The following is an 18,239-nucleotide window of genomic DNA, read 5'->3' on the forward strand; positions in this document are numbered from 1 at the left end:
TATGGAAGGTTGTCTTAACATAGTAACGGTTAGGACAAATAGTAGTCGCTAGTGTACTGAATAATGAGAGATGAACGTAGATGGGTAATCGTCAAAAGTACAAGTAGAAGAATGGAATATTAGTTAGTAAACAGAATTTCACCTTGTTTCACGTGAAACATATTTGGTTGTGACCAAAGTTCATTAACTAAAGGTAAAATATCGTCTGTTAGACTGGTCATAAATACTTGGCAAGGGAGTTGAGCGAGGGTCGATAGCAGTATTTCTATAGCTCTATCATCCAATTCTGCAGTGATATCATCTAGGAGCACAACAGGTGTCGCTCTCGATGATAAATCATCATTGAGTGAGTCACTGTGCTCTCCATCGTTTAGCAACAGTGGTAGTTGCGATAAGCGCAGTGCAGTAATGAGCAGTTTCTTTTCACCGCGAGACAATACGTTTGCTGCCTGCTCTTTTAAAGTCGGTAATTTGGTTTGGATACTATTTGCTGAAGCTTCTGTTCTGGCATTTGTCGTTTGATCGCTTATAGAATCATCAGAACGCCAATGCACATGGATATCAGCACGATGATTGCCTATACGGGTATATCCCAATTGCAAATCCTGATCTAACCGCTCATTAAGCTGCACATCTAGCGCGATACTGGTGTCATAACCAGCGTTATAGCTCAGGCTCAGTTGCTCAGCGTAAGAGGGCAATAGCTGTACGATACTCTTGGCAAAATAAGGCTGCCATTCAGTAAATACTTGCTCGCGATAATGATGAATCAAAGCAGCATGGTTGCTCAACCCTTTATCCCATGATTTCAGCTCAGCAAGCTGTACTTGGGTTAAATGACGAGTACTTTTTAGTAAACTATTGCGCTGTTTTAGGAGACGTTGATAAGCCATCCATTGTGGATGAAACCCTTGTTTCATGTGAAACACTAACCAATCTAACAGCTGTCGACGGCTCGCACTTCCCTGCTCCAACATATCCATTGTCGATGGATCTATCAGCAACGTAGGTAGCTGCTCTGTCAAGATACTTTGGTTGTAAACAGTGGTTTGATTGAGGCGTAAGATGGTCGTAGCATCTGCTTGCTTTTGAATAGCTAAAGTACGACCATCACTGAGCTTAGCATGGACAGTCGTATTATTTTGATGATGCTGGATATAACGTTTAGGCTGGTGATGACGAAAGCTCTTACCTCTTGATAACAAGAATATAGCTTCGAGCAACGAGGTTTTACCACTACCATTTGCACCGATAATGATGTTGCAAGCAGCAGGCTCTAAACTAATTTGAGTAAGGTTTCTAAGATGGGATATTTGTAGACGTTCAATCATGGTATCGATAGCCGCCCATTAAAGCCTGCTAATAAAGCAGTCAAAAGTTCATTAAAAATCAATATTTAGTACTGAGAATAAAACTTTCTGGAACGTACTACTTCTATTCAATTTTGTTTGTCTCTAAAGAAAAACACACTATATACGCATTGGCATGATGACATATTGATGGAACTCATCATTTAGTTGATTAACCAATACAGAGGCATTCGATTGGCTCATATGCATTTGTAAATCGCCTTGGATAACGCCCAATACATCTTGCAGATACGCAGCATTAAACGACAGCTCCATCGGCTCACCTTGATACTTAGCTTGTATCATCTCGACTGCTTCATCCTGCTCAGCATTATTAGCACGTACTTCGACCATACCATCACTAGCAAAATTAAAAACCACACCACGAGATTTTTCATTACTCAAGATGGCAACACGACGTAGAACATCTGTCATTTTTTCCTGACTGAATAAAGCCAGCTTGTCAGTATTGCTTGGCATCACACGGCGATAATCAGGGAACTTACCATCAATTAAACGTGCGGTAAATGTTACCATTAGATCTTGGCTGACCTGCCCTGCACTATCTACATCGCCAAATGGTAAACTTACTTGTAAAAACTCTCGGCCAAAACTTAGGGTAACTGCGTTGTCCTGATCACCCAACATTTTACCAAGCTCAGAAGCCAAACGCTCAAGTTCGATTACTGCCTTACGTGGCAAGATAGCCTGCATATTGAGATCTGCGCTTACATTGATCACACTACGGGCTAATGCCAATCTATGGCCATCTGTTGCTACCGTTGTCAGTTGCTGCTGTGAAACGTCAAATAACATACCTGTTAAGTAGTAGCGTACATCTTGAATCGCCATTGCAAACTGTGTTTTATGAATCAAATCTGTTAGACGATTACGGCTAATAGTCAGAGGGGTGATATTTTCAGGGTTACCCAAACTCGGATAGTCTTCGCTTGGTAATGTTCCTAATGTAAAACGACTCTTACCACTAGTTAACAAACAACGCTCATTTGCTTGAGTTGCTAGATTAACTTGCGCCTGTGCAGGTAGCGATTTACAAATATCTTTTAGCTTGGTTGCAGGAAGCGTCGTTGTACCTGCTTCTACACAAGCACCAGCAGGCAATTTCAATGTCGATGTCAGCTCTACCTCTAAATCTGACGCTGTTAAGATAAGCTCAGAATCTGATAGCTGTAGCTTGATATTACCCAATATAACCATATTGTGGCGTTTATCAGCGGCTTTGGCGATCAAGTTGATAGCTTTTAGTAACGATTCTCGATTGATCGATAATTGCATGCTTAGTTACTCTTATTTGAATGATTCTTTTATAAAAATTTGTCGTAATGACTCAATAATACCTTGTCTGCTGACGATAATCTACAGAGCATCTGTGCACTTGTATTTTCGATATTATAAACCATCTGTCGTTACTAAAACACAATGATATCTGGCGCTTTTATCCTGCCTGTAACATTAGAGCTAGGGTTTTATAGTCCTTATCAAATGCAGGATCTGCTGCTCTTAACTCATTTACTTTATCGCAAGCGTGCATCACCGTCGTATGGTCGCGTCCACCAAACGACTGACCAATTTCAGGGAAGCTATCGCCTGTTAATTCACGCGACAAAGCCATCGCTATTTGACGTGGTCTTGCAATACTACGCGTACGTTTACGTCCCATGATATCTTTGACCGTGACATCATAGTACTCAGCAACTATCTTACGGATGTTATCCATATTCACTGCCTGCACACGCATCGCAACGATATCTTTTAGTGCGTATTGCACCATCTCAAGAGTAATCTGTGCTCCTGTTAAGTTAGCATTGGCAAACACCTGATTTAGGGCACCTTCTAAACGTCTGACATTAGACACCACATTTTGTGCAATGAATAGCGCACATTCCTTTGGTAATACCATCCCGTAGGAGGCTGCTTTTTTCTGCAGAATTTGTACTCGAGTATCAATTTCAGGAGGATCAACAGCGACTGTCAAACCCCAAGAAAACCGCGATCTAAATCGTTCATCAAATTCCGTCATTTGGGAGGGATGTCGATCAGAGGCTAAAATAAGTTGTTTATCACCACTAGTAAAATCTGCAAATAATGTTAGAAACTCATTACTACTTTTAGTCTTTCCTGCCAATACATGAATATCATCTACAATTAATAAATCTACTTTTTTTATTTTCTTTTTAAAATCTTCTATTTTATTATTTCTTAATGAATAAACTAATTGGTTTATAAATTTTTCAGAAGTGAAATAATAAAAACTTTGATTATTTTTTAAATAGCGATGAGCTACAGAATGCATTAAATGCGTTTTTCCCAATCCAGAAGGGCCATATATAAATAAAGGATTGTGACGATTTTTCGATTGGCGCTTACCAAGCTCATAACAAGCCTTGTAAGCCAAGTTATTGGACTTACCTGTAACAAAGGTTTCAAAAGTAAAGTCGGGGTTCAGATAGCTTAATGATTTTGTATCAGCAGACTCAACTGGCTCATTATGACGCATGTTCGCGTCGATATCTGCTTTTGCGTTGTTATGATGAATAGATTCAAACTTATGTTCGGATGGGGTAGGGGAGACCTCGTCTTCTATAAATAAAGAACCTGATTGACTGTTATCTTCTGCATTGCGGCCAGCATTATCAACACGTACGACGACCTCTTCAATACTACCTTGGCTGTGTTTGGTCACCAATTGCTGAATATCTTGAAGATGATTCTTCTTGATATACGTCACAAAATAATCATTGGGAGCAAGAATAATTAAAGTTTGTGCTTCTTGATGAGCTGACAGAGGTCTCAGCCACATAGTAAACACGTTGTCTTTGACGTTATAACGCAAATCGTTTAGACATTTATCCCAAATATTTGCTGTGTCTATCATGAAAAGTACTGACCTTGTAATCTGAAATAATAGTTATTTTTTAGCAATATAAATTGCTACCTAAGCCTCGATATTACACGTAACAACTAACCAAAAAGTTCGTACTGATATCCTATACGAAAATGTATATCAAGTAGCGCCTAATTTAACACAGATACCCTGTGGATAAAACCTTGTTTTTTGTGGATAAGACTGTGGACAGTTTTGTGCATAACTTTCACAAGCTAGTTATCCATATTTAACCCACAGTTTATCCACAGGATTACCCATAGCCTAGTAAATTGATAATAAAAAGGAAAATAGACTTAACCACAGATAATCATGGTCCCAATAATAACAATACTATATTTATATTAATTAATTATTATTATAGTGTTTGAGCCAACCTGTGGATAACTTTGTAAATTATAGGATATATAACTATAAAATTTGGTTAACTAGAAATAGGTTTTAAGGAAATATCTTTACTAGATTTGTATGAGGTATTTCCTATTTAGGTACAAAGCAAATTAGTTTATTGACCAAAACTATACTGAATGGTATAATCCTCCGTTATTACGAATTTAGTCCATTATTTTGATAGGTGAGTTATGAAACGTACATTCCAACCAAGCGTGATCAAGCGTAAACGTACTCACGGTTTCCGTGCTCGTATGGCAACTAAAAAAGGCCGTCAGGTCTTAGCTCGTCGCCGCGCTAAAGGACGTCATCGCCTTACTGTATAATCAGTAGATTGCGATAAGCATGGCTAACAGTGCTTGTTGTGTTCTTATTGCTTATAGATTGCGATAGTCAATCATCACAACTGACACTTAGCCATATATTAAAAGCGCCCACATAGGCGCTTTTTTTGTCTCTATAATTTGTTATTATTTCTTCTATCGTTATTCTACTAGGTTGTACTATGTCCAATACTCTATCAGATACACCTGCAGCTAGTTTCACTAAACAGCAACGCCTGCTTACCCCTGCAGCCTTCCGTGAGGTATTTGACGCACCTGAGCGCAAGATTCATCAGAGTCATTTAATGGCCTTTGTACGCGCCAACGAGCATGCACAGCCGCGAGTCGGTATGGCTATTACTAAGCGTAAAGTACCTACTGCTGTCGCTCGTAATCTAATCAAAAGGCATGTGCGTGAAGAGTTCCGTACAAAAGCTTTTAAGATAGAAAATAAAGATATTGTTTTTATTGTCAAAAAATCTATTAAAGATATAGATAATAAAGAGCTAAAAAATCAAATAATTAATATATTTAAAAAAATAGAAAAAAAATAAAATGAATACTTTATTAAAAATAAAAAATATAAATAAAATTTTCTATAAAGTATTTTTTAATTTGATTGTTTTTTATCAAAAAATAGTTAGTCCTGTAATACCTGCTCGTTGTCGCTATTATCCGACATGCTCAAATTATGGCAAACAAGCTTTAACATGGCATGGTGCCCGTAAGGGTGGTTGGTTGTTATTAAAACGTCTTAGTAGGTGTCACCCTTTAGGTGGGCACGGTATAGACTTTGTACCCTTACCATTAGCTTCCTATAGTTATCAATATATATCTTTTAGTGATGTACTAAATATCAACCTTAAGGGTTTGGGTGTCTATCGAGACATTACTAGCTATGTTTCACAGCTTAATTATTTGATGAAATCAACATAAAGTTGATCTCTTTAGTCTCAGAGATATACTCTGTTGAGTTACCCACAAGTTATCCACACTCTTGGTATCATTTGAGACAGATTTTTAGTAAAATGATGCACATTTTATGTAAATGACTACTGATGCAGTTGCAATGTGACAGGACAGCTGTGTAGTACAGTCATGACACATGCCCTAATTTTTCATTCCCTAATTTTTTAATCTAGGAAAGGTTTATGCAAAAGATATTTCGGGTGATGATCATCATTGCGATGCTAATTACCGCTTATCTGCTGATTTTGGCATGGCGAGATGATTATGCCGATGCTCCAGCTGTAGATGCGGTGCCAGAAACTACGAGTTCGGTAGGTGCTGACATTCCTTCTACTACTGGTGCAGCAGGTGATATCCCGGTACAGACATTACCTGTGGATAATAGTGCTGTGACAGCGACTCCTGCGAAAAACGCTGGTCTAATCACGGTAACAACTGATCGCTATGATATAAAAATCAATCCAGAAGGTGGTGATATTGTTTATGCTGCGCTCAAGCAGTATGACGCAACGCTCGATAGCGATAAGCCTTTCGTATTGTTAGAAAACAACAGTAACCGTGTGTATGTGGCTCAATCTGGACTTATCGGTCAGAACGGTATTGATACAGCAGAAGGTAGAGCGACTTATAACCATACTGCTAACAATTATGTGATGGAAGATGGACAGCAAACGTTGTCAGTGCCGCTTACTTACAAAAAAGACGGTGTAACGATTACCAAGACTTTCACTTTCACTGAAAATAAATATCCAATCGATATTAGTTATCAGATCCAAAACGCGTCTACCAATGCTTGGCAAGGTCAGATGTTTGCGCAATTAAAGCGTGATGATAGTAAAGACCCTGGTATGTCTGATAAAGGTGCGCTGAGCATGGCGACTTATTTAGGCGGCGCTTGGGGTACCCCGGATGATCCTTATAATAAGCTGAAATTTGGTGACTTTAGTGATGGTGAGTTGACGACCACTAGCGATAAAGGCTGGGTTGGTATCGTACAGCATTACTTTGTATCTGCTTGGACGCCTGAAAACTTTACTGGCAAATTCTTCACTCGTGAAACAGGTAGTGATTATTTTATCGGCTTTAATAGCCAACCAGTGAACGTAGCACCAAACAAACAAGTTACTTTAAATGCAACACTGTATGCAGGTCCAAAAGTTCAGTCTGAGCTAAAAGACGTTGCGGTAGGCCTTAACAAAACAGTTGATTATGGTCTGCTATGGCCAATATCAAAGGTCTTGTTTGCTATCTTGGAAGGTGTGCATAAGGTTGTTGGTAACTGGGGTTGGTCAATTATTTTACTGACTATCTTAGTGAAAATTGCCTTGATGTGGTTCTCTAATAAGAGCTACTACTCGATGGCTAAAATGCGTGCCATTGCGCCGAGACTCAAAGTGCTTAAAGAAGAGCATGGCGATGATCGTATGAAAATGTCGCAAGAGATGATGGCGATCTACAAAGAAGAAAAAGTCAATCCGATGGCAGGTTGTCTACCAATCTTGATGCAGATGCCGATTTTCTTAGCATTATATTGGGTATTGGTAGAGAGTGTTGAGCTGCGTCATGCACCATGGATTTTGTGGATTCAAGATCTGTCAGCGATGGACCCATGGTTTATCTTGCCGTTGTTAATGGGTGCATCAATGTTTGTACAGCAGCAGTTGAACCCGCAGCCAGCAGATCCGATGCAAGCAAAAGTAATGAAGTTCTTGCCGATTATCTTTACGGCATTCATGCTGTTCTTCCCAGCAGGTTTGGTTTTATATTGGACAGTCAACAACTTGTTTAGTATGACTCAGCAATACATCGTCAATAAAAAAGTCGATGAAGAGCAAAAGCGTCGTACGGTAAAAGTGGTCGATTAATTAGTTCTTTGTCAGAAATATAAAAAACCATCGCGCAAGCGGTGGTTTTTTTTATAGGTGGTTGATAAGTAGTAAATGTTATCCACAGCTTATCAACATTGAAACGAATATATGTCTGATGCGACTACCTTTCAAAGTTTGCTTTGTCAGTATGAGTCCAGACGTCTATAATGGAGCTTTTAAATATTGAGAGTCATTGTGGATTCCTTAGAGACAGCATTAGCCGTACCTAATTCTTCTGAAAAGTCTAATACATCTGGATTGGCCACAATTGCTGCGATTGCAACGCCTCTCGGGCGAGGGGGTGTGGGTGTCATACGTCTATCAGGCAGCCGTGCTTACGATATGGCATGTGCTCTAACAGGTAAGTCTGCTTTTACGCCGCGGATGGCCAGCTTTTGTCGTTTTTATCAAGCTGATGGCACTGTCATCGATGAGGGATTGGTCTTGTTTTTCAAAGGTCCGCATTCATTCACAGGCGAGGATGTGATTGAGCTGCAAGGGCATGGCGGCGTTATTTTGCAAAACCAATTGCTCGCGCGAGTTTTTGAGCTAGGTGCCAAGCAAGCAAGTGCAGGAGAGTTCTCTTATCGTGCCTTTGATAATGATAAATTGGACTTGGTGCAGGCCGAAGCGATCGCTGATGCGATTGATGCCACCAGTGCTGCCGCCGCCAGTAGTGCGATTCGTTCTTTAAGTGGTGAGTTTTCACAAAAAATTAACCAGCTACTAGAACAACTCATTCACCTTCGTTTACATGTCGAAGCTGCGATTGATTTCCCTGATGAAGAAGACGTGGACTTTTTGTCTGATGGCGTCATACAAGGCAAACTTGAGCAAACGCAAGATAAGATACAACAAGTCTTAGCAACGGCAAAGCAAGGTCAGCTTTTGCGCGATGGTATCCATGTTGTGCTAGCAGGTAGGCCAAACGCAGGTAAATCTAGCTTGCTCAACCGCCTTGCAGGGCAAGAGCGTGCTATCGTGACTGATGTCGCTGGTACTACACGTGATACGCTGCAAGAGACAGTTGTGCTCAATGGTTTGACACTACATCTGACCGATACGGCAGGCCTACGCGAGACAGAAGACACTGTGGAGCGTATCGGAATTGAGCGTGCCCGTACTGCTATCACTCAAGCTGATATGCTACTGATGGTCTATGATGTGACTCGCGATGTTGAAGAGGAAAGCACACCTTTGCAGCTTGCTGAACAGTTATTTGGTGAATTACCAGAAGCTAAACGCTTACTTATCATTGCTAATAAAAGCGATTTATTGAGCGATAATGATAGAGAAGAAAGTGCTGCTATGACCCAAGCTGAAATCAAGAACAGAGGCTACCAGCAAGTTAATGTTTCATGTGAAACAGGTATTGGTATTGATGATTTAGTCGAAGCACTATGTGAGAAAGTAGGCTTTCATCCACCAGAGAATAGCTTAATCGCTCGTATCAGACATTTAGACGCACTTAGACGGACAGCTAATTTCTTGGCAGAAGCCCACGAGCAATTAACCGTATTTGAAGCGGGTGAATTGGTTGCTGATAGCTTACGTCAGGCACAGCAGAGTCTGGGTGAAATTACGGGTGAGTTCAGCGCTGATGACTTATTGGGTAAGATATTCGGTAGCTTTTGTATTGGTAAATAACTGGTAAATGATATTTTTATTATTTATCAAAATTAGCTATCTTAAAAACACTGCTCTTATTCTCAATCGTAAAATAAGGAAATGCTATGCACTGTCCGTACTGTAATGCGTCAGAGACCAAGGTTATTGACTCACGTCTTGCTGCGGAAGGGGCACAAGTGCGTCGACGCCGTTCGTGTAACAGCTGCCAAGAACGTTTCACGACTTTTGAGATGGTAGAAGTTGTCATGCCAAGGATTATCAAGTCTAGTAACAAGATTGAACCTTACGACAATGAAAAGCTGCGCCGTTCTATTTTACTACCTTTACAAAAGCGTCCTATCACTATCGATGAACAAGAGGCGATGATTAGTCGTATTGAGAAGCGTGTTAGGCAGATGGGTGAGCGAGAAATCAGTAGTAAAGTCTTGGGTGAAATCATCATGAGTGAGCTCAAAACTTTGGATGATGTCGCCTATGTACGCTTCGCTAGTGTGTATCGTGATTTTCAAGATATCGATGCATTCCATCAAGAAATTGCCAATATTCGTCCAAATGAAAAATAAGCGGAGCAAGCTTTTAAGTAAACCCTAGCTGATAAGTGATTTCTAATTACCAATCAGCTTTTAACGCTTATTTTCTTATATAGAACTTTTAATCATTTATTAAGCCTAGCCTTATGTCTATTCAAAGCCATGCTCAAGATGCACAAGATCGCTACTTTATGATGATTGCTATCGAACAAGCGAAGCGCGGTTTGTATACTACTAGACCCAATCCTGCAGTGGGCTGCGTTATTGTTCAGGCAGAGCAGATTGTTGGTCAAGGGTTTCACCCTAAAGCTGGTGAGCCACATGCAGAAGTATTCGCGCTGAAAGAAGCTGGTACACAGGCAGCAGATGCAACTGCTTACGTTACATTAGAGCCATGTAGTCATACGGGACGTACACCGCCATGTGCGTTGGCGCTTGTTGCCGCTAAGGTAAAGCGCGTTGTGATTGCAGGTCTAGATCCTAATCCGCAGGTCGCAGGTCGCGGTGTGAAACTATTAGAGCAAGCTGGCATAGAAGTGACAGTCGGTGTCCTAACAGAGCAGGCAGAGGCACTAAACCGTGGTTTTCTAAAAGCTATGCGCACTCAGATGCCCTATGTACGATTAAAAATAGCGACCAGTCTAGACGGCCGTACAGCGATGGCATCTGGTGAATCAAAGTGGATTACCTCAACTGCTGCTCGCGAGGATGTACAAAAATTACGAGCAGAAAGTGGTGCGATTATTACAGGTAGTGAAACTGTAATAACTGATAACCCGCAGCTCAATGTGCGCTCAGAACAGTTGGGAGTGCCACCTGAAAACATACCTAATCCCAAAATAGTCATACTTGATAGGCGTCAGCGTTTAAAGCACAGCCTACAGTCTGATCATCAGCTGTGCCGGCATCCAGATACTATCTATTGGCATAAAGATGATTTACCAGCGTTGTTAGCAAAGTTAGTCAGTAAGCATCAATGCTATGACGTGCTAGTAGAAGCAGGTGCTAGTGTTGCAGGTAGCTTTTTGAGTCAACGGTTGGTAGATGAGCTAATCGTATATCAAGCACCTTGCTTACTTGGTGATCAAGCTCGTCCAATGGTTGATTTCAATCCTATGTTCCTTGCTCAGCAGTTACGATTTGATATAGAAAGTCATCAACAGCTTGGCTCAGATCTCAAATTAACCTTATTACCTTTATAAATATTCTTCGTATAAGTAGGTTTTCCACAAATCATAAAAATAAGCTTAGAATATGGATAAATCAATTGTTGATTTACGTGTTTCACATGGAACTGTGTATAACTTTGTTTCACATGAAACACAAAAGATGTTTCTATTTCGATTATTTTAATAAATATCTATATAAATCAATACTTTAACATTTTATTTATAAATAAATAGGTTTCATGTGAAATTTTCATTTATTGTGGATAACTATGTATGTATAGCGACTTCTAGCTATACCTCTATTGATTTATCCTTACTTATCCACAATCTATCCTATTAAAGGTCAAGTCTAACGATGTTTCACTGTCAGTTATTTGAACAAGTTGTGATAAAGAATTGATAGATGATTTGATAAACTAAAACATATCGCCTATAACGGCAATACTGTAATGAGATGAGGATAATATGTTTACTGGAATTATAGAAAGCGTTGGAAAAGTTAAATCTATGCAGGCTACAGGCGGTGACATACGTTTGACAGTAGAGTCTGATGACTTAGATTTCAGTGACGTGAAGCTAGGCGATTCTATTGCATCAAATGGTATTTGTTTAACCGTGGTGGAGCTCGGAAGTAATTACTACTCTGTTGATGTCTCACGTGAAACTATTGCTAGAACAGCATTAGAGGGGTTAAAAGCAGGTCATACAGTCAATCTAGAAAAAGCCATGCTACCGACGACTCGTTTTGGTGGTCATATCGTCGCTGGCCATGTAGATGGAGTAGGGGTCGTTAGCAAATTACAACAAGATGCTCGTTCTATTTATATAGAGATTGAGATACCGCAAGAGCTAGCGCACTATACAGCGACCAAAGGCTCTATCACAGTAGATGGTATTAGCCTAACGACCAATTTAGTACGTGACAATATTGTCTCTCTAAATATCATTCCGCATACTGCTCAAGTGACGAATATTGCTAAGCATTGGTTAGTAGGTAATAAAGTTAATATTGAAGTAGATATCGTTGCCCGTTATCTAGAGCGTCTATTAAATAAATCTCAATCTGGCGGTATGAACGCATCAAGCCAGCAAAGCCAAATCACAGAAGTATTTTTGGCCGATAATGGGTTTATGAAATAACAACTAAGCTTACCGAAATATCATCCTCGCACCAAGTTTTTGACCCTATCGATATTATTTTGATTAAGTGATATCGATAGGGTGTTTTTTATTTGAACTAGAGATTTATTGTATAAAACTCTGCAAAACAGATTCTAAGTCTTTTTTGCTAATGGGTTTGGATAAAAACTCGTCCATACCTACTTGCATACAAGCCTCGCGATCTTCTTCTGTATTATTTGCAGTTAGCGCCACAATCGGTATTTTATCACCTTGTGAACGAATCACTTGTGTGGCTTGTAAGCCATCCATAATGGGCATTCGGCAGTCCATCAAAATCAAAGAAATCTCTTCACGTTGGCTTTTGAGTTTCTCGAGTGCTTGCTGTCCATCTTCTGCAACGATACTACGATAACCAAGTTTACTTAACATCTTACAGGCTATCTTTTGGTTAGTAAGACTGTCTTCTACGACCAAAATCAGTGGAGACAAGATTTCTTTCTTAGGTATATCTTCTACAAAAGATAGACTGCTGTCATATTGATGTTTGACCAGTATGTTTAGTGTTTTCCTTGCAGACAAGGTTAAACGTAGCAGTTCAGAAAGTAATAAACTTGCGTCTAAGGGTTTGGTCAAAAATCCATCATATTGGCCTAGTAAAGTAGAAGGGATATGCCTTTCAAGCTTCATGCTAAGTAATATCTTCGGTAGTGAAGGCGTAGCGACTAGGTCGTTTAACGCTTCTTGTTGCTCGCTATACTTGTTGCTCGCATGAGCTGTTAAGGTGATGGATTCGCTGTATTCATAATCTAATAACAAGACAGGGATGACGGTTTGCTCATCCTGTTTTAATTTGTTCTTTAGCTGCTGTACAGTGGCTCTATCTAAAGTGCTGTAGATAGTCATGGATATCGTTAAGTACTCGCACAAACGTTGTAAATGTTCAGCAACTAGGGGCTGATTTATGATAGCGATAAGGTGGATATGGGGCAGCTGCGAACAACGATGATATACCGATTGATAAGTGGCATGAGGATAAGGAAGGTAGAGGCTAAATATCGTCTCTTTATCCACCGTATTACTTAGTTCGATAAAACCGCCCAGTAACTGAGCAAAGCTATTGGCATCACTCAAGCCAATATTACTGTCTTCGACTAAGTTATGATTGGTTTGCTCACTGTTTTGATTCAAGATATTGACTAATTGATTTTGTCTCTCAGGAGTAATAGTTGCTCCAGTGTCTTTTACGCTAAACCGAATCCAATAAGATGTCTGCGCAGGCATTGTCATGTCATTGTTAGGAGTTAAATGCTGATTACTTATTCGCGTTACTTCATCTTTAGATACACGATCAACAGTGAGCGCGACATAGCCTGATGTTGTAAAACTAATAGCGTTTTTCAACAGGTTTAATAGGATATGGTGCAGTCGAATGTAATCAGTTTCGATGTAACGAGGACAGTCTGGCGCAAAGAAATAAATCAATTCTAACCCTTGTTGTCTTATTTCTTGTGTGACTAAATTGCTAACCTCTTTGCTGACCTTATAAATATCAACCGTTTCGATACTTAGACGTGTTTTTCTGACTTCAACTTCCTCTGTTGCTAGCGTCTCATTGAGCACAGTCAACATGCTTTGACTGGTTGCAATCAATGTATTTAGAGTTTTTTTGCCTTGAGCCGTCAATGTTGAAGGGTCGATGGGTTCCAACGAATCAATTATCTTCTCTAGTGGTAACCTTAACTTACGACCTATAGATGCTTGGGATTCGTTTGATTCATCAATTTGTAATTGCAGTTGTTGGTTGTGCAGCTGTAGTTGTTCAGATTGATGGAAAATTTCATCAACATTATTAAAAATCACAGTAAAACCGTGAACTTGCCCATGTTCACCGAACCATGGTGTTACGTGTAGTTGGTAGGCTTGTTTGTTCTCCAAGCCATAAACTATCAGTGTGCGAGTAACGCGCAAACTTGAGATGGTTTTTAACAGTATTTGAGTGGCCTCATCTTTCCCTTCAACGAAATCAGTCAGCTCATAGCTCTGTTCCCTCTGGGTAGGAGGGGTAAATACTTGCTCAAAGCGCTGATTATAGAAACTAATTTGACCATGTCGTATACTCATCAACATTGGTAAGGGTGCCTGATCAACCAAACGTTCTAACCGATGAGTCAATGTTTTTATACGCCGATAGTCATTATGTAGTTGGTAGCTAACGCGACTTAGCGCATGACCTAACAGCATGAACTCGGTAGTAGATTTCTTTTGTAGAAACGGCGGCGGTGTATAAGATTCTTTTGCGCGGCTACTCAAATTATCCGTATAAACCAGTAACTGCTCCCAGTTAGTACGACGATTGAGCATATAGAGCAGTGCCATGAAAAATAGTACGATGGCGACCATCAAAGGGAGCCAGTAACGGTAAGATATCCAGTCAACAACAAAAGGTTCGTGGCGTAATACGATATAAATCTGATGTCCGCTTTTTAGAGTAATGATTCCTGTTAGTTCATTGCTATTGACGGTATAAGCGCTATGATCATTACTGCTAAAAGTGGTAGTGCCGATGGTAGGGAAAGCAACGGTAGAAAAAGCAGATTCATTGGGACGAGTATTATGATGAATATAGGTCTGCCCAGAAGGCGTCATTAAAATCAGCTGATAACTAAGATGCTCAAAAGTAGGCTGTTCTAAGATTTTTTTTATTTCACTATCTACAGGCACTGCATGCTCAATGATACTGTGCTGTAGGGCATAAAAAGTATCTATGCTATGTTGCTCACTATGTTTTTTCATCCCATCAAACATTGTGACATAGTACAGCAGTAACATAACCGTGAGAGACAAGGCATAAAAAATCAATAAGCGCTGTAAGGACTGAAACTGTTGCATGAAAGCGTGGCCCTATCTCGACACGAAAGAATATAGTGAAATAAAAACGAAGTTTCTACATACAGTAGATGAATTATACGACAGTTGAATTGTCTAACATTTCTAGTGTTACCTTCTATTTATAGCAGAATAACGGCTTACTGTTTACAGAGAGTAGCTATTAACACCAAATTGTTTTGTAAAAACTATAAATAGAACGTTCGATGTCCTTGATATTATAAAGGCAAATAATGTCATTGGTTATCATGAAGTGAGGTCGTTACAATCATGGCACTGCGCCGTAAACTCACCTATAATGAACAAATAAACCTTATATAATGCATGATTATGACTACAACTGCTCCTACCTTTGATACATCTAACTCGCTTACTGACCATGATAACCCAACTACTAACCGATTAAGGGTAGTATTTGCGGGTACACCTGAATTCGCTGCTATCAGCCTTGAATCGTTAATTAAGCAGCAAGAAGCGCTGAATATAGAAATAGTCGCTGTTTACACGCAGCCTGATCGTAAAGCAGGTCGTGGTCAAAAACTGTCAGCCTCTGCGGTAAAAGAAGTTGCATTGGCAAATGATATCGCTGTAGAGCAGCCAGTCACTTTTAAAAAGTCTAGTATAGAAGGGCTAGCTGCTAGGCAGACTCTGCGCACCTATCAGCCAGATGTGATGATTGTCGCCGCTTATGGATTGATTTTACCTATCGGTGTATTAGAGACGCCTACTCATGGTTGCTTGAATATTCACGCTTCACTGTTACCACGCTGGCGCGGTGCTGCACCTATCCATCGTGCACTCTTGGCCGGAGACGATGAGACAGGAATTACCATTATGCAGATGGACAAAGGTCTTGATACAGGTGACATGCTTTATAAAGTTAGCGAAAGTATTGCCTCTGATGATACCGCTGCTAGCCTACATGATAAGATGGCAGCGCTTGGTGCGACAGCCATTAGTACGGTGCTAAAAGACTTAGCTGCTTATCAAGCTCAAGCTATTGCTCAAAATGATAGTCAAGCTAACTACGCTGAAAAACTGGTCAAAACCGAAGGCGAAGTTGATTGGTCGCAGCCTGCTGCCGCTATTGAACGCCAAATTCGTGGGCTGACACCATGGCCAGGTGCTTATACTTTCCTAGCAGGGCAGCGCGTCAAAGTGTTGGCTAGCTTACCTGTAAATACATCGCAGCAAACCAATGAGCCTGCTGGAACGGTTATCAGTGTCGGACGAAAAGCGATCTTAGTCGCTTGTGGTAAAGAGAGTAACGCTGAATCATCAGCCACCACTTTAGCCATTACTCACTTGCAGTTTGCGGGTGGTAAGCCAATGACTGCCGAACAAGTTTGCCACGGTAACCAGTTAAATGACGGCGATCAATTTACGACAGAATCAAAATAACTGAACCTAACTTAATGATAGTTAATTCTATCTGCACAAGACGCTATCGATGATACGTCAAGGAAATGAAATTTAATGAGACAAAACAGTACTGTGCCTAGAAACAATAAGCTCAAACCATCAAGCAATCTTATTATGAATGGCAGCGTACGCGTGCGTGTGATTCGTACCTTATTGGCTATTCAAAATGGTCAGTCGCTCTCAAGCGTTCTTGATCCATTGCTAAACAGTCTTCACGATGGTGACAAAGGTTTTGCTCATGCGCTACTGCTCACGACATTGCGCCAGTGGCATGCGCTGGCACGTTTGCTCGATAGCTTAGCAGACAATCCTATCGACGAAGTTGAAGTGCGTACCACTATTCAAGTCGGCTTAGTACAGTTGCTTTACTTAGAAGTGGCTGACCATGCTGCAATTCATGAAACCGTTGAAGCTGCCAAAGAAATTGAGTTCGCTCATTCGACTGGTTTAGTAAATGCTATTTTGCGTAAAGTCGCCAAGAATCCAAGCAAATTTCGTAAGAAATGCGATAAAAAGCATAGTCTACCGAATTGGCTTGCTTACCAGCTTAAGCAAGATTGGAGCGAACAGTATGATGAGCTGACACAAGGTTTGCGCCAACCAGCCCCGATGTTTTTACGAGTGAACTCTGCGGTTGCGTCGGTAGAGGACTATCAGCATGCATTGGATGGCGCAGAAATTGATGCAGATATTGTTGAGCTAACGACTGGATTTAAGGTAGCAAACTCATCAGAGTCTGCCACTTCTACCACGCTATCAACCAAAGGTCTTAGACTACATCAAAGCACTGCCGTTAACGCTTTGCCTGATTTCGCTTTAGGAACGGCTAGCGTTCAAGATATGCATGCCCAGCTCGCTGCACCGATTATTAATCAAGCGTTGATGGCTAAGCTTAGTAATGAAAAATCTGATACGAATAATAAGATACATATTCTAGATGCTTGTGCGGCACCTGGTGGCAAGCTTGCTCATTGGTTAGAGCTCATAAGCGCTAACGACGAATCATCGTTGTTTCACGTGAAACAAGACAATAATGAGATGTCATCTGAAACGTCACCTGCGATTACTGATATCAAGGTAACAGCTATTGATAATGAAGCACCCCGTATAGAGCGTATTCGTGAGAATTTACAGCGTTTAAACCTAAGTCAGCATGATTTGCAGCAAGCAAATAACAGCATCGCACTGAATATCGTCTGTGCAGATGCGACCAGATGGCAGCATGGCAAAAATAAAAAAGCGGCGACCAATGAGCCGGTATTTGATGCGATATTATTAGATTCTCCTTGTACTGCGACTGGCGTGATACGTCGTCATCCAGATATCAGTATCTTACGTACTGAAGAAGATATCGAGCAAACGGCACTGTTGCAAGCAGATATCTTGCATAACTTATGGCCACAACTCAAAGCTGGTGGTTATTTGCTGTACGTGACATGTTCCATCTTAAAACAAGAAAACGTCGAGCAAATGCAGGACTTTATCACTCATCATAATGATGCAGTAGTGATTGAGTTTACCGAAGATTGCAACTGGGGTATCGAACAAGCAATCGGTCGTCAGTGCTTGCCAATTGATAGCGCAAGCGGCGATGGTTTTTATTATGCGTTGCTACAAAAAACTGCTGAATAAACCGTTTTTAACTATTGAATAACATTATTGTAGACAGGACAATCT

Annotated in this window: 14 protein-coding genes; 10 read left to right on the top strand and 4 right to left on the bottom strand. The window is 40.5% G+C overall.

Translation table 11 applies throughout. The features are described from left to right. Nucleotides 1–119: 119 nt before the first annotated feature. From recF to dnaA, 3 genes are all read right to left on the bottom strand, one after another. Entirely contained in the window at nt 120–1,331 is a 1,212-nt protein-coding gene (recF, locus tag ACTXGF_RS13825; RefSeq protein WP_443533036.1) for a DNA replication/repair protein RecF, read from the bottom strand. 138 nt (nt 1,332–1,469) lie between these two features. Further along, nucleotides 1,470–2,645: a DNA polymerase III subunit beta gene (gene dnaN / locus ACTXGF_RS13830; RefSeq protein ID WP_179798536.1), complete on the bottom strand. Its 1,176-nt coding sequence runs from the start codon at nt 2,643–2,645 to the stop codon at nt 1,470–1,472. 160 nt (nt 2,646–2,805) lie between these two features. Beyond that, a complete protein-coding gene (gene dnaA / locus ACTXGF_RS13835) occupies nt 2,806–4,245 on the bottom strand; it encodes a chromosomal replication initiator protein DnaA (RefSeq protein WP_443533034.1) in 1,440 nt (479 codons plus the stop codon). Between the two features lie 590 nt (nt 4,246–4,835). Here dnaA and rpmH point away from each other — a divergent pair. The 8 genes from rpmH (at nt 4,836) to ACTXGF_RS13875 (ending at nt 12,272) form a co-directional block, all read left to right on the top strand. After that, a complete protein-coding gene (rpmH, locus tag ACTXGF_RS13840; RefSeq protein ID WP_007394757.1) occupies nt 4,836–4,970 on the top strand; it encodes a 50S ribosomal protein L34 in 135 nt (44 codons plus the stop codon). 179 nt (nt 4,971–5,149) lie between these two features. Beyond that, nucleotides 5,150–5,521: a ribonuclease P protein component gene (gene rnpA, locus ACTXGF_RS13845; RefSeq protein WP_443533032.1), complete on the top strand. Its 372-nt coding sequence runs from the start codon at nt 5,150–5,152 to the stop codon at nt 5,519–5,521. Between the two features lies 1 nt (nt 5,522). Next, the gene (gene yidD, locus ACTXGF_RS13850) at nt 5,523–5,903 is read left to right on the top strand and encodes a membrane protein insertion efficiency factor YidD (RefSeq protein ID WP_443533031.1); all 381 of its coding nucleotides are present in this window, start codon (nt 5,523–5,525) and stop codon (nt 5,901–5,903) included. Between the two features lie 215 nt (nt 5,904–6,118). Then, entirely contained in the window at nt 6,119–7,801 is a 1,683-nt protein-coding gene (gene yidC, locus ACTXGF_RS13855; protein WP_160021025.1) for a membrane protein insertase YidC, read from the top strand. Between the two features lie 261 nt (nt 7,802–8,062). Further along, nucleotides 8,063–9,451, top strand: a complete 1,389-nt coding sequence (gene mnmE, locus ACTXGF_RS13860; RefSeq protein ID WP_443533597.1) for a tRNA uridine-5-carboxymethylaminomethyl(34) synthesis GTPase MnmE — start codon at nt 8,063–8,065, stop codon at nt 9,449–9,451. Nucleotides 9,452–9,537: 86 nt separating this feature from the next. Further along, the gene (gene nrdR, locus ACTXGF_RS13865; protein ID WP_057762240.1) at nt 9,538–9,996 is read left to right on the top strand and encodes a transcriptional regulator NrdR; all 459 of its coding nucleotides are present in this window, start codon (nt 9,538–9,540) and stop codon (nt 9,994–9,996) included. A gap of 113 nt (nt 9,997–10,109) precedes the next feature. Next, the gene (ribD, locus tag ACTXGF_RS13870; protein WP_443533028.1) at nt 10,110–11,165 is read left to right on the top strand and encodes a bifunctional diaminohydroxyphosphoribosylaminopyrimidine deaminase/5-amino-6-(5-phosphoribosylamino)uracil reductase RibD; all 1,056 of its coding nucleotides are present in this window, start codon (nt 10,110–10,112) and stop codon (nt 11,163–11,165) included. 432 nt (nt 11,166–11,597) lie between these two features. Beyond that, nucleotides 11,598–12,272, top strand: coding sequence for a riboflavin synthase (locus ACTXGF_RS13875; RefSeq protein ID WP_379543430.1), 675 nt, complete (start codon nt 11,598–11,600; stop codon nt 12,270–12,272). 105 nt (nt 12,273–12,377) lie between these two features. Here the strand turns inward: ACTXGF_RS13875 and ACTXGF_RS13880 are convergent, their stop codons facing one another. After that, entirely contained in the window at nt 12,378–15,143 is a 2,766-nt protein-coding gene (locus tag ACTXGF_RS13880; protein ID WP_443533026.1) for a response regulator, read from the bottom strand. Nucleotides 15,144–15,470: 327 nt separating this feature from the next. Here ACTXGF_RS13880 and fmt point away from each other — a divergent pair, with 327 nt between their 5' ends. Together fmt and ACTXGF_RS13890 are read left to right on the top strand one after the other, a co-directional pair. Continuing rightward, nucleotides 15,471–16,541: a methionyl-tRNA formyltransferase gene (fmt, locus tag ACTXGF_RS13885; protein ID WP_443533024.1), complete on the top strand. Its 1,071-nt coding sequence runs from the start codon at nt 15,471–15,473 to the stop codon at nt 16,539–16,541. A gap of 75 nt (nt 16,542–16,616) precedes the next feature. Next, on the top strand, nt 16,617–18,194 hold the full coding sequence (locus tag ACTXGF_RS13890) for a transcription antitermination factor NusB (RefSeq protein ID WP_443533023.1): 1,578 nt from the start codon (nt 16,617–16,619) through the stop codon (nt 18,192–18,194). Nucleotides 18,195–18,239 lie beyond the last annotated feature (45 nt).

It is taken from the genome of Psychrobacter sp. 1Y6, assembly GCF_052258385.2.
Taxonomy (GTDB): Bacteria; Pseudomonadota; Gammaproteobacteria; order Pseudomonadales; family Moraxellaceae; genus Psychrobacter.

Excerpts from the sequence above, each read along its gene's own strand:
- ACTXGF_RS13890 (WP_443533023.1), top strand. The coding sequence starts at position 16,617 with ATGAGACAAAACAGTACTGTGCCTAGAAACAATAAGCTCAAACCATCA.
- fmt (WP_443533024.1), top strand. The coding sequence starts at position 15,471 with ATGACTACAACTGCTCCTACCTTTGATACATCTAACTCGCTTACTGAC.
- yidD (WP_443533031.1), top strand. The coding sequence starts at position 5,523 with ATGAATACTTTATTAAAAATAAAAAATATAAATAAAATTTTCTATAAA.
- nrdR (WP_057762240.1), top strand. The coding sequence starts at position 9,538 with ATGCACTGTCCGTACTGTAATGCGTCAGAGACCAAGGTTATTGACTCA.
- rpmH (WP_007394757.1), top strand. The coding sequence starts at position 4,836 with ATGAAACGTACATTCCAACCAAGCGTGATCAAGCGTAAACGTACTCAC.
- ACTXGF_RS13875 (WP_379543430.1), top strand. The coding sequence starts at position 11,598 with ATGTTTACTGGAATTATAGAAAGCGTTGGAAAAGTTAAATCTATGCAG.
- dnaA (WP_443533034.1), bottom strand. The coding sequence starts at position 4,245 with ATGATAGACACAGCAAATATTTGGGATAAATGTCTAAACGATTTGCGT.
- recF (WP_443533036.1), bottom strand. The coding sequence starts at position 1,331 with ATGATTGAACGTCTACAAATATCCCATCTTAGAAACCTTACTCAAATT.
- ACTXGF_RS13880 (WP_443533026.1), bottom strand. The coding sequence starts at position 15,143 with ATGCAACAGTTTCAGTCCTTACAGCGCTTATTGATTTTTTATGCCTTG.
- yidC (WP_160021025.1), top strand. The coding sequence starts at position 6,119 with ATGCAAAAGATATTTCGGGTGATGATCATCATTGCGATGCTAATTACC.
- ribD (WP_443533028.1), top strand. The coding sequence starts at position 10,110 with ATGTCTATTCAAAGCCATGCTCAAGATGCACAAGATCGCTACTTTATG.
- rnpA (WP_443533032.1), top strand. The coding sequence starts at position 5,150 with ATGTCCAATACTCTATCAGATACACCTGCAGCTAGTTTCACTAAACAG.
- dnaN (WP_179798536.1), bottom strand. The coding sequence starts at position 2,645 with ATGCAATTATCGATCAATCGAGAATCGTTACTAAAAGCTATCAACTTG.